This window comes from Nonomuraea fuscirosea, assembly GCF_035917475.1.
GTDB classification, from domain to species: Bacteria; Actinomycetota; Actinomycetes; order Streptosporangiales; family Streptosporangiaceae; genus Nonomuraea; species Nonomuraea fuscirosea.
The window spans coordinates 4,319,668-4,337,242 of sequence record NZ_CP109074.1 but is presented as its reverse complement, the minus strand read 5'-3'; the positions used below and the strand labels follow the sequence as shown (position 1 = coordinate 4,337,242).

22 protein-coding genes are annotated in these 17,575 nt (G+C 72.6%); 13 read left to right on the top strand and 9 right to left on the bottom strand.

Features of this window, described 5'->3' with window-relative positions:
• Positions 1 to 122: 122 nt before the first annotated feature.
• Positions 123 to 995 (bottom strand): aldo/keto reductase, encoded by an 873-nt coding sequence (locus OIE67_RS19805; protein ID WP_106240010.1) that lies wholly within the window; start codon positions 993 to 995, stop codon positions 123 to 125.
• Positions 996 to 1,101: 106 nt separating this feature from the next.
• Positions 1,102 to 1,566: a winged helix-turn-helix transcriptional regulator gene (locus OIE67_RS19800; protein WP_326642410.1), complete on the bottom strand. Its 465-nt coding sequence runs from the start codon at positions 1,564 to 1,566 to the stop codon at positions 1,102 to 1,104.
• 316 nt (positions 1,567 to 1,882) lie between these two features.
• Between OIE67_RS19800 and OIE67_RS19795 the strand changes: the two genes are divergently transcribed.
• From OIE67_RS19795 to OIE67_RS19785, 3 genes are all read left to right on the top strand, one after another.
• Positions 1,883 to 2,701 (top strand): nitroreductase/quinone reductase family protein, encoded by an 819-nt coding sequence (locus OIE67_RS19795; protein WP_326642408.1) that lies wholly within the window; start codon positions 1,883 to 1,885, stop codon positions 2,699 to 2,701.
• 258 nt (positions 2,702 to 2,959) lie between these two features.
• Positions 2,960 to 3,598, top strand: coding sequence for a TetR/AcrR family transcriptional regulator (locus tag OIE67_RS19790; RefSeq protein ID WP_326642406.1), 639 nt, complete (start codon positions 2,960 to 2,962; stop codon positions 3,596 to 3,598).
• A gap of 4 nt (positions 3,599 to 3,602) precedes the next feature.
• A complete protein-coding gene (locus tag OIE67_RS19785) occupies positions 3,603 to 3,896 on the top strand; it encodes a DUF6204 family protein (RefSeq protein ID WP_326642404.1) in 294 nt (97 codons plus the stop codon).
• A gap of 434 nt (positions 3,897 to 4,330) precedes the next feature.
• Here OIE67_RS19785 and OIE67_RS19780 read toward each other — a convergent pair whose 3' ends face one another.
• On the bottom strand, positions 4,331 to 5,386 hold the full coding sequence (locus OIE67_RS19780) for a MurR/RpiR family transcriptional regulator (RefSeq protein WP_326642402.1): 1,056 nt from the start codon (positions 5,384 to 5,386) through the stop codon (positions 4,331 to 4,333).
• A 65-nt stretch (positions 5,387 to 5,451) separates the two neighbouring features.
• On the opposite strand from OIE67_RS19780, the gene thrC reads away from it, so the two are divergent.
• Positions 5,452 to 6,516, top strand: coding sequence for a threonine synthase (gene thrC / locus OIE67_RS19775; protein ID WP_326642400.1), 1,065 nt, complete (start codon positions 5,452 to 5,454; stop codon positions 6,514 to 6,516).
• A gap of 106 nt (positions 6,517 to 6,622) precedes the next feature.
• Here thrC and OIE67_RS19770 read toward each other — a convergent pair whose 3' ends face one another.
• Entirely contained in the window at positions 6,623 to 6,865 is a 243-nt protein-coding gene (locus tag OIE67_RS19770; protein ID WP_326642398.1) for a hypothetical protein, read from the bottom strand.
• Positions 6,866 to 6,883: 18 nt separating this feature from the next.
• On the bottom strand, positions 6,884 to 7,555 hold the full coding sequence (locus tag OIE67_RS19765) for a class I SAM-dependent methyltransferase (protein WP_326642395.1): 672 nt from the start codon (positions 7,553 to 7,555) through the stop codon (positions 6,884 to 6,886).
• A gap of 155 nt (positions 7,556 to 7,710) precedes the next feature.
• On the opposite strand from OIE67_RS19765, the gene OIE67_RS19760 reads away from it, so the two are divergent.
• From OIE67_RS19760 to OIE67_RS19730, 7 genes are read left to right on the top strand one after another with little or no spacing between them, the layout of a single operon-like run.
• Complete coding sequence (locus OIE67_RS19760) at positions 7,711 to 8,316, top strand: biotin transporter BioY (RefSeq protein ID WP_326642393.1); 606 nt, start codon at positions 7,711 to 7,713, stop codon at positions 8,314 to 8,316.
• 7 nt (positions 8,317 to 8,323) lie between these two features.
• On the top strand, positions 8,324 to 9,709 hold the full coding sequence (locus OIE67_RS19755) for a class I adenylate-forming enzyme family protein (RefSeq protein WP_326642391.1): 1,386 nt from the start codon (positions 8,324 to 8,326) through the stop codon (positions 9,707 to 9,709).
• Position 9,710: 1 nt separating this feature from the next.
• Positions 9,711 to 10,865, top strand: coding sequence for a thiolase family protein (locus OIE67_RS19750; protein WP_326642389.1), 1,155 nt, complete (start codon positions 9,711 to 9,713; stop codon positions 10,863 to 10,865).
• A 48-nt stretch (positions 10,866 to 10,913) separates the two neighbouring features.
• Complete coding sequence (locus OIE67_RS19745; RefSeq protein ID WP_106239988.1) at positions 10,914 to 11,591, top strand: energy-coupling factor ABC transporter ATP-binding protein; 678 nt, start codon at positions 10,914 to 10,916, stop codon at positions 11,589 to 11,591.
• Positions 11,588 to 12,193 carry an energy-coupling factor transporter transmembrane component T family protein gene (locus OIE67_RS19740; protein ID WP_326642387.1) on the top strand — a complete coding sequence of 202 codons (606 nt, stop codon included), beginning with the start codon at positions 11,588 to 11,590 and terminating at the stop codon, positions 12,191 to 12,193. Before OIE67_RS19745 ends, OIE67_RS19740 begins: the two co-directional genes overlap by 4 nt.
• A 39-nt stretch (positions 12,194 to 12,232) precedes the next feature.
• The gene (locus OIE67_RS19735) at positions 12,233 to 12,583 is read left to right on the top strand and encodes an ArsR/SmtB family transcription factor (protein WP_326642385.1); all 351 of its coding nucleotides are present in this window, start codon (positions 12,233 to 12,235) and stop codon (positions 12,581 to 12,583) included.
• The gene (locus OIE67_RS19730) at positions 12,580 to 13,608 is read left to right on the top strand and encodes a VOC family protein (protein ID WP_326642383.1); all 1,029 of its coding nucleotides are present in this window, start codon (positions 12,580 to 12,582) and stop codon (positions 13,606 to 13,608) included. The genes OIE67_RS19735 and OIE67_RS19730 overlap by 4 nt, the downstream gene beginning before the upstream one ends.
• 35 nt (positions 13,609 to 13,643) lie before the next feature.
• Here OIE67_RS19730 and OIE67_RS19725 read toward each other — a convergent pair whose 3' ends face one another.
• Positions 13,644 to 14,426: an SDR family oxidoreductase gene (locus tag OIE67_RS19725; protein ID WP_326642381.1), complete on the bottom strand. Its 783-nt coding sequence runs from the start codon at positions 14,424 to 14,426 to the stop codon at positions 13,644 to 13,646.
• 88 nt (positions 14,427 to 14,514) lie between these two features.
• Between OIE67_RS19725 and OIE67_RS19720 the strand changes: the two genes are divergently transcribed.
• On the top strand, positions 14,515 to 15,108 hold the full coding sequence (locus OIE67_RS19720; RefSeq protein ID WP_326642378.1) for a TetR family transcriptional regulator: 594 nt from the start codon (positions 14,515 to 14,517) through the stop codon (positions 15,106 to 15,108).
• Between the two features lie 138 nt (positions 15,109 to 15,246).
• Positions 15,247 to 15,750, top strand: a complete 504-nt coding sequence (locus tag OIE67_RS19715; protein WP_326642376.1) for a hypothetical protein — start codon at positions 15,247 to 15,249, stop codon at positions 15,748 to 15,750.
• A gap of 4 nt (positions 15,751 to 15,754) precedes the next feature.
• Here OIE67_RS19715 and OIE67_RS19710 read toward each other — a convergent pair whose 3' ends face one another.
• The 3 genes from OIE67_RS19710 to OIE67_RS19700 form a co-directional block, all read right to left on the bottom strand.
• Positions 15,755 to 16,336 (bottom strand): alpha/beta fold hydrolase, encoded by a 582-nt coding sequence (locus tag OIE67_RS19710; protein ID WP_326642374.1) that lies wholly within the window; start codon positions 16,334 to 16,336, stop codon positions 15,755 to 15,757.
• Between the two features lie 85 nt (positions 16,337 to 16,421).
• Entirely contained in the window at positions 16,422 to 16,739 is a 318-nt protein-coding gene (locus OIE67_RS19705; RefSeq protein WP_106239975.1) for a hypothetical protein, read from the bottom strand.
• A 79-nt stretch (positions 16,740 to 16,818) separates the two neighbouring features.
• Positions 16,819 to 17,541: an aspartate/glutamate racemase family protein gene (locus OIE67_RS19700; protein ID WP_326642370.1), complete on the bottom strand. Its 723-nt coding sequence runs from the start codon at positions 17,539 to 17,541 to the stop codon at positions 16,819 to 16,821.
• Positions 17,542 to 17,575 lie beyond the last annotated feature (34 nt).

The following is a 17,575-nucleotide window of genomic DNA, read 5'->3' as shown; positions in this document are numbered from 1 at the left end:
GCTCTCGACCCTGGGACGGCACGTCGTGGCGTCCAGCACGGACCACTACCTGCACCTCGCGGACCCCGCGCTCGTCGCGCGGGAGATCCGCCGGGTCACCGGCCAGGCGCGGCGGAGCGGTGTCAGTTCGGCGCGGTGACGGCCGCGGTGAGCTCGGCGACGTCGTCGTCGGTCAGGTCGAGGCCGGCCGCGGCCACGTTCTGCTCCAGATGATCGACCGACGAGGTGCCGGGGATCGGCAGCATCACCGGAGAGCGGTGCAGCAGCCACGCGAGCGCGAGCTGCGACGGCGTGGCCGACAGCCGTGAGGCGATCGCGTCGAGCGGCCCGCCCGGCTTCACCAGCCCGCCGGTGGCCAGCGGGAACCACGGGATGAACGCGATTCCGTGGCGCTCGCAGTGGTCGAGCACGTTCTCCGCGGCCCGGTTGGCCAGGTTGTAGAGGTTCTGCACGGAGGCGATCGGGGCGACGGCGCGGGCCTGCTCGATCTGCTCGACGCTGACCTCCGACAGGCCGATGTGCGCGATCTTGCCTTCGTCCTTGAGCGCCTTCAGCTCGCCGACCTGGTCCTCGATGGGCACCTCCGGGTCGACGCGGTGGAGCTGGAACAGCGGGATCCGGTCGAGTCCGAGGTTGCGCAGGCTCATCTCGCACTGCTGGCGCAGGTAGGCGGGCCTGCCGACAGGCGTCCACTGGTCGGGGCCCTGCCGGGTGAGGCCGGCCTTGGTGGCGATGACGATGCTCTCGTCGTACGGGGCCAGAGCACGCTTGAGCAGCGGCTCGGCGACCAGCGGGCCGTAGGAGTCGGCCGTGTCGAAGAGCGTCACGCCGAGCTCCGCCGCGCGGCGCAGCACCCGCACGGCCTCGTCCGGGTCGGAGGGAGGCCCCCACACGCCGGGCCCGGTCAGCTGCATGGTGCCGTAGCCGAGTCGGGTGACGGGAAGAACGTCCTCGATCATGAATTGGCCGGATACGTCGGCTCGTACGGTGGTCATCACGGTTTCCTTTCGCTGCCGGCCCGCCGAGGCCGGGGGCGTGCGGGGTGGCTCTGCCCGGTGGGTCCGCGCCCTATCTCAACCTGCGGCAAAGCCCTGTCCCCGATCATGGGCGGACGTCCAGCAGGACGTCCTCGCCGGCCACCTCGCGGCCGTCGCCGCCGACGAACGCGACCCGCACCGGCTCGCCGGTGGAACGCGTCCTGCGCAGGGCCGAGGGCCCGGCCGGCCGGGGGCGGTGCGTGTCGCCCCACTGCTGCAACGCGCCGAGCACCACGCTCAGGTCGGCGCCGGCCTTGGTGAGGTGGTAGCTGCGCCGCTGCCTGCTGCCCGGCTCCTGGTAGGTGAGCGTGCGCACCACTCCGGCGCCTACCAGGGTCTTCAGCCGGGCGCTGAGCAGGTTGGGCGCGATGCCCAGGGCGTCCCTGATGTCGGCGAAGCGGTGTCTGCCGCGGAAGAGCTCACGCAGGATGAGCAGCGTCCACCGCTCGCCGAGGATCTGCAGGCTCCGCTCGATCGAGCAGGCCGGCTCGTTCGCGGGGGACTTGCTCTTGCCGCTGACGGTCGTCATGCTCCCTCCTTGAACAGGTGACTATCGTTACTGTACTCAGCCTTCAGACGACGGCGCCCGGTTGACAGTCAACGACGGATATGGGCGTAATGACGGTCGCGTCGCGTGTCGCCGCCGGGAGGACGGACGGGGGCATGGAGGCGCCGGACCAAAGGGGATGACGTGATGGCCACTCACACCACCGGTCGTGCCTGAGCACACCGCGCCCGCGCGTCTTCCCATGCCTCCCGCGGTGTCGTAGCACCCGCGCGGCCGGCATGCCCGCGCGGGTCTCCTATGTCATCGACACCCCACCCGCGAGGAGCCGGCGCTCAGCATGCCCATGAACTTCAACCAGCAGATCATCGACGAATTCCGTGCCAACAAGGGCCAGGTCAGCGGCCCCTTCGAGGGAGCCAGGCTGCTCCTGCTGACCACGATCGGCGCCAGGACGGGCGCCCCGCACACCACGCCGCTCGGCTGCCTGCCCGACGGCGACCGCGTCCTCGTCATCGCCTCGGCGGGCGGCGCACCCAGGCATCCGGCCTGGTACCACAACCTGGTGGCGAACCCGCGGGTCACTGTGGAGGACGGCGTCTTCACCTATGAGGCGCAGGCCGTCGTGCTGGCCGGCGAGGAACGCGAGCGCGTCTTCGCCCGCGCGGTCGAGGCCGACCCCGGCTGGGGCGCGTACCAGGAACGCTCGGGCCGCGTCCTGCCGGTCGTGGCGCTGCTGCCGATCGACGCGGGCCCGCCAACCGGCTCCCTGGCCGACGCCCTGATCACCATGCACGACGCCTTCCGCCGCGAACTGGCCCTCATCCGCGCCGAGACCGCCAGGTCGGGCCCGCGCGTGGGCGCGCAGCTGCGCGTCACCTGCCTGACCCTGTGCCAGGGCCTGGACGTGCACCACTCCCACGAGGACGCGGGCATGTTCCCCGCGCTGGAGCACCGCTATCCGGAGCTGGCGCCGGTGATGGAGCGGCTGCGCGCCGAGCACGAGGTGATCGCCCGGCTGCTCGACGAGCTCAAGACCCTGCTCGACGGTACGGACGTCGCCCCGGACGTTCTGCTGGCCGAGGTGGACCGGCTCACCGGGGAACTGGAGGCCCACCTCGACTACGAGGAGAAGCAGCTCGTACCACTGCTGACCTGACCTTATCGGGGCGCCTCTGTGACAAGGGGGACAGGCGGGACGTATGCTGAAGGGGCGTCCGGGCCCGGCGCCATATCACTCACCACCCGCTCGACGACGGCTGCCGCCTGCGCGCCTCGTCCCCGTCGTGCGCGCCTCAGGCCGGGTTTCTCCAAGTCGATCAAAGCCCTTCAGAAGACGGTTGACGACTGCGCCCGAAATTCCTGCAGTCAACTCCAAAAGTGCAGTGGACTTAAAGTTTGCCGTAGGCTTGACGGCATGGCGGAAGGACTGCGGGAGCGTAAGAAGCGGCAGACCCGGCGGCACATCTCGGAGGTGGCCATCGGGCTGTTCGTCGAGCGCGGCTTCGACAACGTGACGATCGCCGAGGTGGCCGAGGCGGCCGAGGTGTCGGTCAACACCGTCTACAACTACTTCCAGGCCAAGGAGGACCTGGTGCTGCCGCCGGAGGAGGCCTCGCCGCAGCGGCTGGCGGGCATCGTGCGCGAGCGCGCCCCCGGCGAGTCGGCGGCCGGGGCGGTGCTGGCGCGGCTGCGCCGGGAGGTGCGCGGGCGCGAGCGGCAGGTCGGTCTGAGCGCGGGCTTCGGCCGGTTCCTGGAGATGATGCGGGCGGCTCCGACACTGAGCGCCCGGCTGGAGGACCTCGCCCACCGGATGACCGACGCGCTGGCCGACGTCCTGGCCGACGAGACCGGCGCGGCGCCGGGCGATCCGGTGCCGCGCGTGGTGGCCTGCCAGATCGCCGCCCTGCACGCGATGGTCCTGACCGAGATCGGCCGGCGCACGGCGGCCGGCCAGGATTCCGACGCGATCGCCGCCGCCGTGCTGGAACTGCTGGACGCCGCCGAGAGCATGCTCGGCGAGAAGTTGCTCGACTACGCGGTACGGAAGGACTGAGGTCGTGTTCAGGGTGACGATCAGGGGCAAGTTCAAGGAGCTCGACGACGCGGGCCGGGCCGCCGTGCTGGCCGCCGGGGGCGCCGCCTTCACCGAGGCGGGGACGTTCACCCACGACCAGAGCGTGTCGGTGTTCACGTTCCGCTGCCAGGTGCCGGCCGGCCCCGACGACGGGGAGGATGAGGCGACCCTCGGGGCGATGGTGGCGCTGGAGGCGCACGGACACCCGCACGAGATCCTCCGGATCGGGGTCACGGACCTGCGCGACGTCAAGATCCGCAACAGGAGGACGGCTTAGCCCGGTCGCGGCCCTGAAGCGTCAGGTGGGACGGCGTCTGCCGCCTTCCGGGGTGAAGGTGAAAGTATCCTTGAACGCTCCTCTTCCGGCGCGGACGGCCAAGAGGACTGGGTTCGTCGTAGATGCGGGGCCGGGCCCGCTCGGCTTGGGGGTCGCTTCCGTTCCAGAAATGGAAGAAGGTGATCGGCTCCGTCGCGTGCGAGGTCAGGTAGGCGAGCGTCTTGCCGAAGAAGGGATTGTTGCCGCCGATGAGAAGCGAGGGCGGGCCGAACAACTCCCGCACGTCGGCGAAGGTGCGGTCGTGAGCGGTCCAGCCGGTGAGTGTCCGGCGCAGGCCCTGGACGTGCCGTTCGGCACGGTGTCGTCACGGGGAGGGCGGACTCGTGGCCTGCCCCGGGCCGGCGGGGACCGGGTCGGGGGTCTCGCCGCTGCGGTCACAACGTCTGGACGAGCTCGTCGAGGGCGGCCAGGCGGCCGGCGGCGCGGCCGGCCGGGGCCAGGCGGGCGGCCGTGGCGACGAGCAGGAGTTCGGTGACGGCGATCTCGTGGGCCAGTGGCGCGATCGGTCCGGCGGCCTCGCGTGGCAACCTGATGAGCACCTCCGCCTCGGCCGCCAGCGGCGAGCCCCAGGCGTCGGTGACGAGCACCAGCCGCGCGCCCCGAGCTCGCGCGGCGTGCACGAAACGGGCCGTGCTGGGGGAGTAGCGCCGGAAGTCGTACGCCACGATCACGTCGGAGGCCGTGAGGTCGAGCACGGTGCGCGCGCGGCCTGGAGCGGAGCCGGGCACCCGCTCGGCCCGGGGGCGCAGGCCGGCCAGCTGGCGGATCAGGTAGTCGGCGGCCAGCTCGCTCAGCGGGCCGCCCAGCGCCCAGACGGATCCCGCCTCGGCCAGCAGTGCGGCGGCCCGATGGTAGAGCGGTTCGGGTACGGCGGTCAGGGTGCCGTCGAGCCCGGCGCGCAGGTTCTCGGCGGCCTGCCGCCACGAGGAAGCGCCTGCCTCGCCGGCCGGAGCACCCTGGTCCACCTCTCCGCCCGCGGCGGCCCGGTCGGTCTCTCCAACCATGGCGCCCTGGCCTCTCTCTTCACCCACGGCGGCCGGATCTGCCTCCCTGGCCGGGGCGGGCGGGGTCGGCTCGAGCCGGGTGTGGTCGAGTGCGGCTCCTGACACAGCCCCAGCCTGATCGCCGCTGGGATCGCCCGCCTGGTCGTTCGCCGGCGTCCGGCGGGTGACGAACTCCAGCAGCCGGGAGCGATCCCGTGCCCCGTCACGTACCGCAGCCTGAAAGTCGGCGAACCCGCCGTAGCCGAGCCGGTCGAACAGGCGCGACGCCGTGGGCGGGCTCACCCCGGCCCGCTCGGCCAGCGCACGCAGCGAGCCCAGGGCGGCGAACGGATAGTCGTCGAGCAGCACCCGCACGACCGCCCGCTCCCCGGGCGGCAGCTCCGGATAGACAGCCGAGAGGCGGCCCGCGATCGGATCGTTCTCCATGATGACGAATGTTACATCAACGCCGTCTTGACGACATATACGAAACACTTGTTACGGTGTGGGACATGACTACCTGGCATGGTTTGATCGACAGCGGCTACCGGCACTGGCTGCCGGTGACCCCTGACACCCCGTCGATCTCGCTCAACGAGGGCAACACCCCGCTGCTGCGCTCGGAGCACCTGTCCGCCCGCACCGGCTGCGAGGTCTGGCTGAAGGTCGAGGGCGCGAACCCGACCGGCTCGTTCAAGGACCGCGGCATGACAGTGGCGATCAGCCGGGCGGCCGAAGCCGGCGCCGAGGCCGTCATCTGCGCCTCCACCGGCAACACCAGCGCCTCGGCCGCCGCCTACGCCGCCCGCGCCGGGGTGACGGCCGCCGTGCTGGTGCCCAGGGGCGGCGTGGCGCTGGGCAAGCTGAGCCAGGCCGTACGGTACGGCGCCGAGATCGTCGAGATCGACGGCACCTTCGACGACTGCCTGCGGGTGGCCCGCGACCTGGCCGCCCACCACCCGATCGCGCTGGTCAACTCGGTCGGCAACGAGCCGCGCCTGGCGGGCCAGCGCACGGTGGCGTACGAGATCGTGGACGCCCTGGGCGGCGCGCCCGACGTGCACTGCCTGCCGGTCGGCAACGGCGGCAACATCACCGCGACCTGGGGCGGCTACCGTACGTACCGGGAGGCCGGTCTGTCGGACGGGCTGCCGCGCATGTGGGGCTTCCAGGCGGCCGGCGCCGCCCCGCTCGTGCACGGCGCGCCCGTCGCCGAGCCCCGTACGGTGGCCGGCGCCATCAGCATCGGCCACCCCGCCACCTGGGACGGCGCGATCGCCGCCCGCGACGATTCCGGCGGCCTGATCGGCGCGGTGAGCGACGAGCAGATCCTGGCCGCGTACCGGCTGCTCGCCCGCCGCGACGGCGTCTTCGCCGAGCCGGCCTCGGCGGCGGGCGTGGCGGGGCTGCTCGACCGGCACGCCAGGGGCGAGCTGGAGCCGGGCCTGCGCGTCGTGATCACGCTCAGCGGCAACGGCCTGAAGGACCTCGACACCTCCATGCGCGACGGCTACACCGCCACGGAGACCTCCGCGGCCACCGCCGACGTGGCCCGCGCCCTGCGCCTGGCCGCCTGACCCTGGCGAAGACGAGGAATCAGCCGGGGCGCGCTCGACCTGCTGGTCCGCCTCGACAACAGCGAGCACGGCATCAACATCGGCGAGCCGGCCCGCACCGCCGGGGTCACCTGCGCGAGATCGGAGCACAGCCTTGACCTCCATCCGCCACGAGATCGTCATCGACGCGTCCCCCGAGCACATCTGGGACGTGCTGCGCGACGTCGGAGCCGTGCACGAGCGCCTGCTGCCGGGCCGGGTCGCCGGCACCCGGCTGGAGGGCGACCAGCGGTTCCTCACCTTTCCCGACAGGCACGTCATCCGCGAGCTGATCGTCGCGATCGACGACGAATCCCGCCGCAGCGAGCACCGGTCATGCCGCGCCTGGCTAGCCGGCGTCCCAGGTCATGGCGTGCGGGCCCACGTTGGCGAAGCGGGCGGTGGGGAAGATCTCGCCGTAGCCGCGCTCGAACTGCTCGCGGTTGAGGTAACGGTCGCTGACCCGGTGGTCCAGCCAGGCTCCGGTGGACAGGCGGAAGATCTCCCGCGCCGGCGCCGGGCCGCGCCGGACGAGGTTGGGCAGGAGTTTGCGTACGGCGCCGCCGTAGAGCCACCAGCGCGGGTTGGCCGGGCGCGGCGAGACGGTGTCGACGAGCACGGCCCGCCCGCCGGGTGCGACCAGCGTCCTGATGTGCCGCAGCGCGGCCCGCAGGTCGGGTACGTGGTGCAGGGTCGCGACGCTGAGCACGAGGTCGTAACGGCCGGCGCCCTCGACGTCGAGGAGGTCCGCCTGCCGGTAGGTGATGTTGTCGCGAGCGCGTCTGGCCCGGGCCAGGTCGATCATCGGGCCGGAGAGGTCCACGGCGTCGACGTGCGCGAACCGCTCGGCGAGGGCCACCGTGTGCTTGCCGGTGCCGCAGCCCAGGTCCAGCGCCCGCTCGCCGCCGGCCGGCAGCACTTCCGCGAGCCACGTCCCCAGGGAGTCGCCCTGCAGCTCGTGCAGCCGCTCGTACTCCATGGCGACCCGGTCGAAGGACTGGGCGTCGGCGCGGATGGTCATCCGTGATCTCCTGTCGGCGTCCGGCACGGGGCAGGGAACTGCGGCAAGATGTCTCCGCGGGGCGGGGGCGGTATCGATCCTCGCAGATGATCGGCGGGAATGTTGTGGGATACCTCCATGCCCCCACGTGACCGTTCTGGTGTGGGATCGACCCCATGACGAATGCAGGAAAGCAGCGCCGGTTCCCGACGGGTGACCTGGCGCGGGTGGCGGTGTTCGCGGCGCTGATCGCGGTGCTCGGCCTGCCCGGCACGCTGAACGTCTTCGGCAACGTGGTCCCGATCACGCTGCAGACGCTCGGCGTGATGCTGGCGGGCGCGATCCTCGGCTCGTGGCGGGCGGCGCTGGCCGTGGTGGTGCTGCTGGTGCTGGTCGCGGCGGGGTTGCCGCTGCTGGCCGGCGGGCGGGGCGGGCTGGCCGTCTTCACCGCGCCGTCGGCGGGGTTCCTGTTCGGCTGGATCCCGGGGGCGGCGGTGACCGGCTGGCTGGTCGAGCGGGCGGGCCGCAGCCCCGGCCTCGTCCGGCTGCTCACGGCCTGCCTGGTGGGCGGCATGGGCGTGGTCTACCTGGTCGGCATTCCCGTTCAGGCGCTGGTCACCGGGGTGTCCCTGGCGAACGCGGCACAGCTCACCCTGGTCTTCCTGCCCGGTGACCTGATCAAGGTGGTGCTGGCCGCCGTGGTGGTCAGAGGGGTGCAGCGGGCCTATCCGGACGCGGTGCCGGCCGTGCACCAGGAACGACTCCGCGCCGGGGGGCGTTGACCCTTCCATGCCCGTAGCGCACCATGTGATGTCGCACGCCGCCGAGCGCCCTGCCCGGCTCGCGGTGCGCGGCCCCCTGAGCGAGCTGACGTACGAAGAGCTCGCCGGCAAGATCGACGGCGCCGCCCGTCGCCTGCTGGACCGGGGCGCGGGCCCCGGCACGCTCGTCGGCATCGGCCTCGCCGATCCGGTCGAGCTGCTCGTCGCCGTGCTGGCGGCCGACCTGGCGGGGGCCACACCCCTGGTCGGCGACCACACGTGGGACGCCACGAGATGGGCGGGCGTCGCGGGCGCGGAGGCTCCGTTCCTGGTGAACGAGCCGTTGCCAGACATGGCGGGCGCTCCCGTACGGCATGATCCCCGGCCCGGGGACCGGGCGTGGGCGTGCTTCAGCTCCGGCAGCACCGGCCGGCCCCGCGCCGTCGTACGCAGCCGCGGATCGTGGACGGCCTCCTACCCGTACCTCAACGACCTGACCGGCATCGGACCGGATGACGTGGTGCTGGTGCCGGGGCCGCTGCTGTCCTCCCTCTACTCCTTCGCCGCCCTGCACGCCCTGGCCACCGGCGCGACGGCGGTGGTGCCCGGCCGCTGGCCCGGCGGGTCGCTGGACGCCCTGCTGGACGAGGCCACCGCCGTGCACCTGGTGCCGCACCGGCTGCCGGACGTGCTCGACCGGCCCGGCTCCCTGCGTACGGCCGTGGTCGGCGGCGCGGCGCTCGACCCGGATGTCCGGGAGGTGGCGGCGCGGGCCGGGGTGCGGGTGGTCGCGTACTACGGGGCGACCGAGTTGTCGTTCGTGGCGGTGGACGCCGACGGCGGCGGGCTGCGGCCCTTTCCCGGCGTGCAGATCGAGGTCCGTGCGATGGAGAGCCCGGCCGAGAGTTCGCTGGGCGAGGTCTGGGTGCGGTCGCCGTGGCCGGCCGAGGGTTACCTGGGCGGCGCGGCCGGCCCGTTGCGGCGTGACGGAGCCGGCTGGGTGAGCGTGGGCGACGTCGCGGAGCCGTACCGGGAAGGAGAGCCGCTGCGGCTGCGCGGGCGCGGCGGCGGCGCGATCCAGACCGGCGGCGCGACCGTCGTGCCCGAGGACGTCGAGGAGGTGCTGCGTAAAGTGCCGGGTGTGGGCGACATCGTGGTGGTCGGCTCGCCGCATCCGTCCCTGGGCGCCGTGGTGACGGCGATCATCGAGGCCGGGGCGCCACCGTCACGCGCGCTGCTGGAGGCGACCGCCCGGGGACGGCTGGACGTGGCGCAGCGGCCCCGGCGCTGGTACGCGCTGCCGAGCCTGCCCCGCACCGGCACGGGCAAGCCGGCCAGGGCCCAGGTGGAGGCGCTGCTCGCGGCCCAGCTGGCGGGGCGGCCCGGCGATGCCGAGTTGCGGCGGCTGGTCTGACATGAGTGACACACCTGTGGTGGTGGCGGCCCGGCGCACGCCGATCGGCACGGCCGGGCACGCCTACCGGGACCTGGGCGTCGACCGGCTGGCCGCACCGGTGATCGCGGCGGTGGCCGCGGACGTGGCCGCGGACGTGGCCGCGGACCTGCCGGGGCGGCGGGTGGACGACGTCGTGCTCGGCAACTGCATGGGCCCGGGCGGCAACGTGGCCAGGATCTCGGCGCTGGCCGCCGGGCTGGGGGACGAGGTGCCGGGGCTCACCGTGGACCGGCAGTGCGGCTCCGGCCTGGCCGCGATCCTGGTGGCCGGGCAGGCCGTCCGCGCGGGGGAGGCGGACCTGGTGATCGCCGGCGGGGCGGAGAGCGCCTCGACCGCGCCGCGGCGCACGTTCAGGGGCGCGGCGGAGCCGTACGAGCGGGCGCCCTTCGCCCCCGAAGGCCGTCCCGACCCGGACATGGGCCCGGCGGCGGAGGCGCTGGCGGCGGCCCGCGGCGTCAGCAGGGAACGGCAGGACGCCTACGCCTGCCGCAGCCACGCCCGCGCCCTGGCCGCCCGCGCGGCCGGGCGGTTCGAACCGGAGATCGTCGCCATCGGCGGACGGTCGGAGGACCAGCGCCCGCGCCCGCTGCGGGCGGCGTCGCTGGCCCGCCTGCCTGCGGCTTTCGTGCCGGGCGGTACAGTGACGGCCGGCAACTCCTCCCCGGTCAGCGACGGCGCCGCCGCCGTGGCCCTCGTGCCGGAACGGTCGCGCGGAGACCTGCCGGGGATGCGGCTGCTGGCCGGAGCCGTCGTCGGGTGTGATCCCGCGCTGCCCGGCTGGGGGCCGGTGCCCGCGGTCAGGCGGGTGCTGGAACGTACGGGGGTGGATGTGGAACGGGTCGCGGCGGTGGAGATCGTGGAGGCGTTCGCGGCGCAGGTGCTCGCGGTCACCGACGCGCTCGGGCTGGATCCGCTGGACGCCGACGACGAGCGGGTGTGCGCCGACGGCGGTGCGCTGGCGCTCGGGCATCCGTGGGGCGCGACGGGCGCGGTCGTGGTGACCAGGCTGTTCTCCAGGCTCGTCCGGGCCGGTGCCCCGCCGGGAACGCTCGGCCTGGCGGCGGCCGCGGTCGGCGGCGGCCTGGGCGTGGCCGCCCTGTTCGAGGTGGTGTGAGGTGGGCACCACAGCGGCGTCCGCCGGGTCCGTTCGAGGCGGTCTGAGATGAGCATCGACTTCTCCGACGTGCACGTACGCCTGGGCGAGCGCGACGTGCTGCGCGGCGTGACCGCCTCCCTGTCCGAGAGCCGCGTCGGCGTGGTCGGCGCCAACGGCTCGGGCAAGAGCACCCTGGCCCGCCTGATCAACGGCCTGGCCGTGCCGACGTCCGGCAGCGTCACCGTGCTCGGCCTGGACACCCGCCGCAAGGGCCCGCGGATCCGGCGCGACGTCGGGTTCGTCTTCACCGACCCCGACGCGCAGATCGTGATGCCGACCGTGGCCGAGGACGTGGCCTTCTCCCTGCGCCGCAGCAAGCTGCCGCGCGCGGAGGTGGAGCAACGCGTGACGGAGGTCCTCGGCCGTTACGGCCTGGCCGGCCACGCCGACCATCCCGCGCACCACCTCTCAGGTGGCCAGAAGCAGTTGCTGGCGCTGTGCTCGGTCATGGTGCTGGAGCCGCGGATCCTGGTCATGGACGAGCCGACCACACTGCTCGACCTGCGCCACTCCCGCCAGGTCGCCGCTCTGCTGCGCGAGATGACGCAGCAGGTGCTCGTGGTCACGCACGACCTGCCGCTGCTGGCGGGCTTCGACCGGGTGCTGGTGATCGACGACGGCCGTGTCGTCGCCGACGGCGCCCCCGACGAGGCCATCGCCTTCTACCGCAAGCTGATGGCATGAACGGCCTGCTCGGCGCATACGTCCCCGGTTCCTCCCCGCTGCACCGCCTGCCGGCCGGCGTCAAGCTGGCCGGGCTGGCGGTGGCGTGCACGGTGCTGGTGCTGCTGGGCTCGCCGGCGGCGCTGGGGGTGGCCGCGGTCGTGGTGGCGGGCCTGTACGCGCTGTCGCGGGTGAGCCTGGCGGCGGCGTGGGCGCAGGTCAAGCCGGTGCGCTGGTTCGCCGTGGCGCTGTTCGGGATGCAGTGGCTGTTCGTCGATCTGCAGGGGGCGCTGTCCACGGTGCTGCGGGTGGTGCTGGCGGTGGCGCTGGCCGGGCTGGTGACGCTCACCACCCGCGCCTCGGCCATGATGGCGGCACTGGAGCGCTGCCTGTCGCCGGCCAGGTTCGTGGGGCTGGACCCGTTCCGGCTGTCGTTGCTGCTGTCGCTGACCATTCGCAGCGTGCCGGTGGTGGCGGAACTGGCCACGCGCGTCAGGGAGGCGCAGCGGGCCAGGGGCGTCGAGCGCAGCGTGCGGGCGTTCGCGGTGCCGCTGGTGGTGGGGTCGCTGCGGCACGCCGACGCGCTGGGGGAGGCGCTGAGCGCCCGTGGCCTGGATGACTAAGGATTGACTTATATAAGCGCGTACTGAAATACTCCGGTCGTGCACGCTTTCGACGTTCTCGGGGATCCGGTGCGTCGCCGGATCCTGGAGCTGCTCGCCGTCGGCGAGCAGAGCTCCGGCGAGGTGACCGCTGTCATCCAGCGCGAGTTCGGCATCTCCCAGCCGGCCGTCTCCCAGCACCTGCGGGTGCTGCGCGACAACGGGTTCGCCAGCGTACGGGCCGAGGGCACCCGGCGGCTCTACGCCGTCGAGCCGGGCCCGCTGCAGGAGGTCGATCTCTGGCTGGAACGCTTTCGCGGGTTCTGGAGCCAGCGCCTGGACGCCCTGGCGACGGAGCTGGCCCGCGGCAGGCGAGAACGCCACAGGAAAGACGATACGGAGGACACATGAGGAAGATCATCGACGAGCTCACCGAAGCACACAGGGAGCTGATCGACGGCGAACGCAAGATCGTGGTGCTGCGGCGCCACTACGACGCCGAGATCGAGGACGTCTGGCAGGCGTGCACCGACGGCGACCGGCTCTCCCGCTGGTTCCTGCCCGTCAGCGGCGATCTGCGGCTGGGCGGCACGTACCAGCTGGAGGGCAACGCAGGTGGCGAGATCCTGCAATGTGAGCCGCCCAGCCTGCTGAAGGTCAGCTGGCTCTTCGGCCCCGACCCCGGCTTCTCCGAGGTCGAGGTGCGCCTGACCGGCAAGGACGGCGGCACCGAGCTCGAACTGCGCCACACCGCCGAGGTGCCGCCGGAGTTCTGGGGACAGTTCGGCCCCGGCTCGGTCGGCGTCGGCTGGGACCTGGCGCTGCTCGGCCTGGCCCTGCACCTGCGGGGTGGCGAACGGGTCGACGAGGCCACCTTCCACCAGACCGACGAGGGCCGCGCCTACATCACCGGCGCCTGCCGGGCCTGGGGCGAGGCCCACCAGGCCGCGGGCGCGCCGGCCGACGAGGTCGCCGCCGCGGTCGCCAGGACCACCGCCTTCTACGCCCCCGAGGAGGAGGCGGCGCCGCCCGCGCCGCCGCTGCAGAAGGTGGCTCCCTTCCTCATGTTCCAGAAGGGCGACGCGGAGGAGGCCATGAACTTCTACGTGTCGCTGTTCGACGACGCCAAGGTCGTCCACGCCGACCGTTACGGCCCCGGCGAGCAGGGCAAGGAGGGCTCGATCAAGCTCGCCCGCTTCACCCTGGCGGGTCAGGAGCACCTGTGCAGCGACAGCTTCGTCAAGCACGGATTCGAGTTCACGCCGTCGATGTCGCTCTACGTCACGTGCGGCAGCGAGGGGGAGCTCGAACGGCTCTACGGAGCGCTCGTCGAGGGCGGGCAGGCGCTGATGCCGCTCGGCTCCTACGGCTTCAGCACCCGCTTCGGCTGGGTCAACGACCGCTTCGGCGTCTCCTGGCAGCTCAACCTGCCGTAAGGACATGTGGCGGATCCGTCGGCGGCGGCAGGAGGTCAGACCAGACCCTGGCCGCCGTCGACGGTGAGCACCGTGCCCGTCATGAGGTTGTTCGCCATGAGGAACAGCGACGCCGAGGCCGCCTCCTGCGCCGTGCCCAACCGGCCGATCAGCAATCCCTCTCCCGCGGCCGCCACCGCCGCGTCGTCGGCCAGCTCCATCGCCGTACGTGCCAGCGGCGTGTCGACCACACCGTAGCGGACGGCGTTGACCCGCAGCCGCCGCGGCGCCAGCTCCACCGCCAGTGCCCTGGTCAGCCCTTCCACCGCGCCGATGCCGGCGATGCTCGCCGACGCTCCGGGGACGGGGCGCATCAGGTAGAGGCCTGAGGTGAAGGTGATCGAACCGCCGGCGGGCAGGCGGGGGGCGGCGGCGCGGGCGACGCCGTACGCACCCCAGATGCGTCCGTCCACCACCTCGCTGACCTGCTCGCGCGGCGTGTCGAGCAGCGCTCCGGCGGCGATGGTGCCCGCGGTCACGAGGACGTGGTCGACCTGGCCGGCCTGGTCGAGGGCCCGTTCCACCGCGCTCTCGTCGTTTCCGTCGGCGGCGATCCCGAGCGCGGAGGCGCCGGGCGTCGCGCGGACGTGGTCGAGAGCGGTCTCCAGGCGGGCCTTGTCGCGCCCCACGAGAACAACTTTGGCGCCGACCGAGGCCAGCAGCTCGCCGGCGGCCAGGCCGATGCCGGAGCTGCCGCCGATGATCATCACAGTACGGTCTTCGAGCGCCGCGGGCAGGGGAGAGCCGGTCGGCATGGGGGCGAGCGTGGTCGTGGTCATGATGATCCCTCTCAGAAATAAACCATCTGGTTGGTTTAGACTCTGCCGCGACTAGGCGAGAAAGTCAACTGGATGGTTTAATTGCTGCATGAGATACGACGCGGAGGCGACCCGGCAGCGGCTCTTTCAGGCCGCCACCGCCGAGTTCGCCGAGCATGGGCTGGCCGGCGCCAGGATCGACCGCATCGCCGCCGCCGCGCAGGCCAACAAGCAGGCGATCTACCTCTACTACGGCGGCAAGGAGAAGCTGTTCGGCCTGGTCGTGCGGGCCAAGATGGACGAGATCTGCCACGCGGTGACCCTCGACCCGCGCACGCTGCCCGAGTCGGTGGGGCAGCTGTTCGACTGGTACCAGGAGCACCCGGAGCTGATCCGGCTGCTGCTGTGGGAGTCGCTGGAGACCACCGGCGACCGGATCGAAGGCGGGGAGGAACGCCTGCTGTCCTACCGCGGGCACGTGGACGGCCTGGTGGAGGCGGGCCTGGAGGGCCGGGAGACGGCCCAGGACTGGCTGTTCACCATCCTGGGGCTGGTGGCGTGGAACTTCGCCGTGCCGCAACTGCGCCGCCTCATCCTGGACGAGCCGGACCAGGAGGCCGCCGTCGCGCGCCGCCGCGCCATCGTGGTGGACCTGGCCAGGACCCTGGCCGAACGGGCACAGGCCACCGCGGCGGGCCGCTGAGCCCTCTCATGGGCGGCGGGAGTCGCGAAATGTCCGGCTTATGCCCTCCATTGGTCCCGAGTCGCCGATTTATCATGACCAGTCCGTCATGGTGCGCGCACGACCGGGCCGCGGCCCACTGACAGCAGGGAGCCGACCGTGAACTACGAGGGGCTTGTCAAGCGTCTGAGCCTGCCCGCCGGCTGGACCGCGCCCACCCTGCTGACCTACGACGACGTCAGGGCGTACGCGCTCACCCGCGACCACCTGCGGGACGACGTCCGCGGCATCAACGCCGGCATCGACCTCATCCGCCGCACGCGCGGCGGCAGCTGGCCGGCCGAACCGGTCACCGAGGAGTACGACTACGTCGATCTCGTCTGGCACGAGTGCGAGTTCCGCGAGGGCGGCTCGTTCTCGTACGCCGTCTACGACGACGACGGCCGCTACCTGGGCTGCTGTTACCTGTATCCGATGGGCCGGCGCCGCCCGCTCACCGAGGAGCTGCTCGGCCATGACGTGGACGTGAGCTGGTGGGTGACGCCCGACGCCTACGAGTCCGGCTTCTACGTCAAGCTCTATGACGCCCTGCGCCACTGGCTGGCGACCGAGTTCCCGTTCACGGCGCCCTACTACTCCAACAACGAGATACCCGGCTCCTGAGGGGTCAGCGGGACAGGCCGCCCACGAACGCCTCCATGGCCGCGGTCACCCGCACGAGAAACTCGGCCGATCCGATCGCGTCGCCTCTCACCTCCAGGCCGTGGTCGGCGCCGGGCAGCTCCAGGTATTCCAGTCCGGTCCGATCCGCCGCCCCCGCGGGCCAGCTCGGGTCCGCCGTTCCGCCGATGAGCAGCGTGGGCGCGTCCGTCGCGGTGAGCGCGCTCGACACGTCCTCGATGTGGAGCAGCGGGGTGATCCAGACGGCGGGCAGGCCGCGTTCAGCGGCGAGGGGCGCGGCGAGGGTGCCGAGCGACTTGCCCACCAGCAGCACGGTCGGCGCCTCCTCCGCGGCCAGCGCCAGCCGCGTCTGCTCCGCCACCCAGCCGGGGGCGGCGGCCTGGTCGAGCGTGCCGGGCACGTCCCACCAGATCTCCTGCACGGTCCAGTCATGGCTCAGCAGGACCTTGCGGGCCAGGTGGAGCAGCGGCCGGGCGGGGTTGTAACCGCGCCCAGGCAGCAGGAGCGCCGTACGCGCCGGGTCGCCGATGACCCGGGTGGAGGCGCCGTAGACCTTGTCCGGGAACATCCGCCCACATTATCGGAGCGACTCAGCGTCGGTGGCCCGCGAGGAGCAGCCGAGCGAGCCCCGCCCGTCGCCGAACATCCGCAGATCAGCGTGGGCGGCTGTGGGCGGCCTCGGCCAGGTCGGTCCACTGGCCCGCCGAGGTGTGCGGCACGACCACCCAGTCCTTCATCTCCCTGCCCTGCCCCGAAGGATCGAACAGGGACGCGCCGGCCAGCCGCAGCGCGGCCGCGTGTTCCGGGGTCTCCCTGACCAGCCGGAACACCATCGCCCCGTCGCGCTGGAGGCTCGCGAACACCTTCCCCGCCTGGTCCTTGAGCGCGGGACGGCCCATCATCCGGGAGATCCGTACCCCCAGGTCGGCCAGCTCCGCGCCGACCTGCTCGAAGTCCTCTTCCGCGCTCATCGTCAGTCGGCCCCCGAGCCTTCGTGGTGGCGGGGCGCGATCGCTCGGCCCCCGCCGTTCCGGCAGAACGGCGATCAGGCTAGTGGGCCGGACCCTGGTCGATCAAGGCCGGGCCGGCCAGCGCGAAGGCGGCCGCGGCCTCCGCGTGCAGGCGCGCGCTCGGCAGGACCGGGACGGGGGTGTCCTTCTCGCCGATCAGCAGCTCGATCTCCGTGCAGCCGAGGATGACGGCTTCGGCGCCGTCGTCGGCGAGATCGGCGACGATCCGGGCGTAGGCGTCCCTGGACGGCTCCCGCAGCACTCCGCGCACCAGCTCCTCGAAGATCACGCGATGGACGAGCTCGCGCTGCTCCCGCCCCGGTACGACCACCTCGAAGCCGTGGGCGGCCAGCCGGTCGCGGTAGAAGGGCTGCTCCATGGTGAAGCGCGTGCCCAGCAGCCCGACCTTGCGCATCCCCCTGGTGCGAACCTCGGCGCCGACGGCGTCGGCGATGTGCAGCACGGGCACGTTCGCGGCCCGCGCCACGTCGTCGCTCACCCGGCTGAACGTGTTGCTGCAGATGAGCAGGACCTCGGCGCCGAGCCGCTCCAGTTTGCCGCCCGCCTCGGTCAGCAGCGCGCTCACCTCGTCCCAGCGGTCGGCGAAGATGAGGTTCTCGACCGTGGTGTAGTCGACCGACCAGATGAGGCTGTCGGCGGAATGGCTGCCGCCGAGCCGCTCGCGTACCCGCTGGTTGATGATCTGGTAGTAGATCACCGTCGATTCCCAGCTCAACCCGCCGATGAGGCCGATGGCGCGCATGGAACTCCGTTTCGCTTCGATGTGCAGGAAAGGC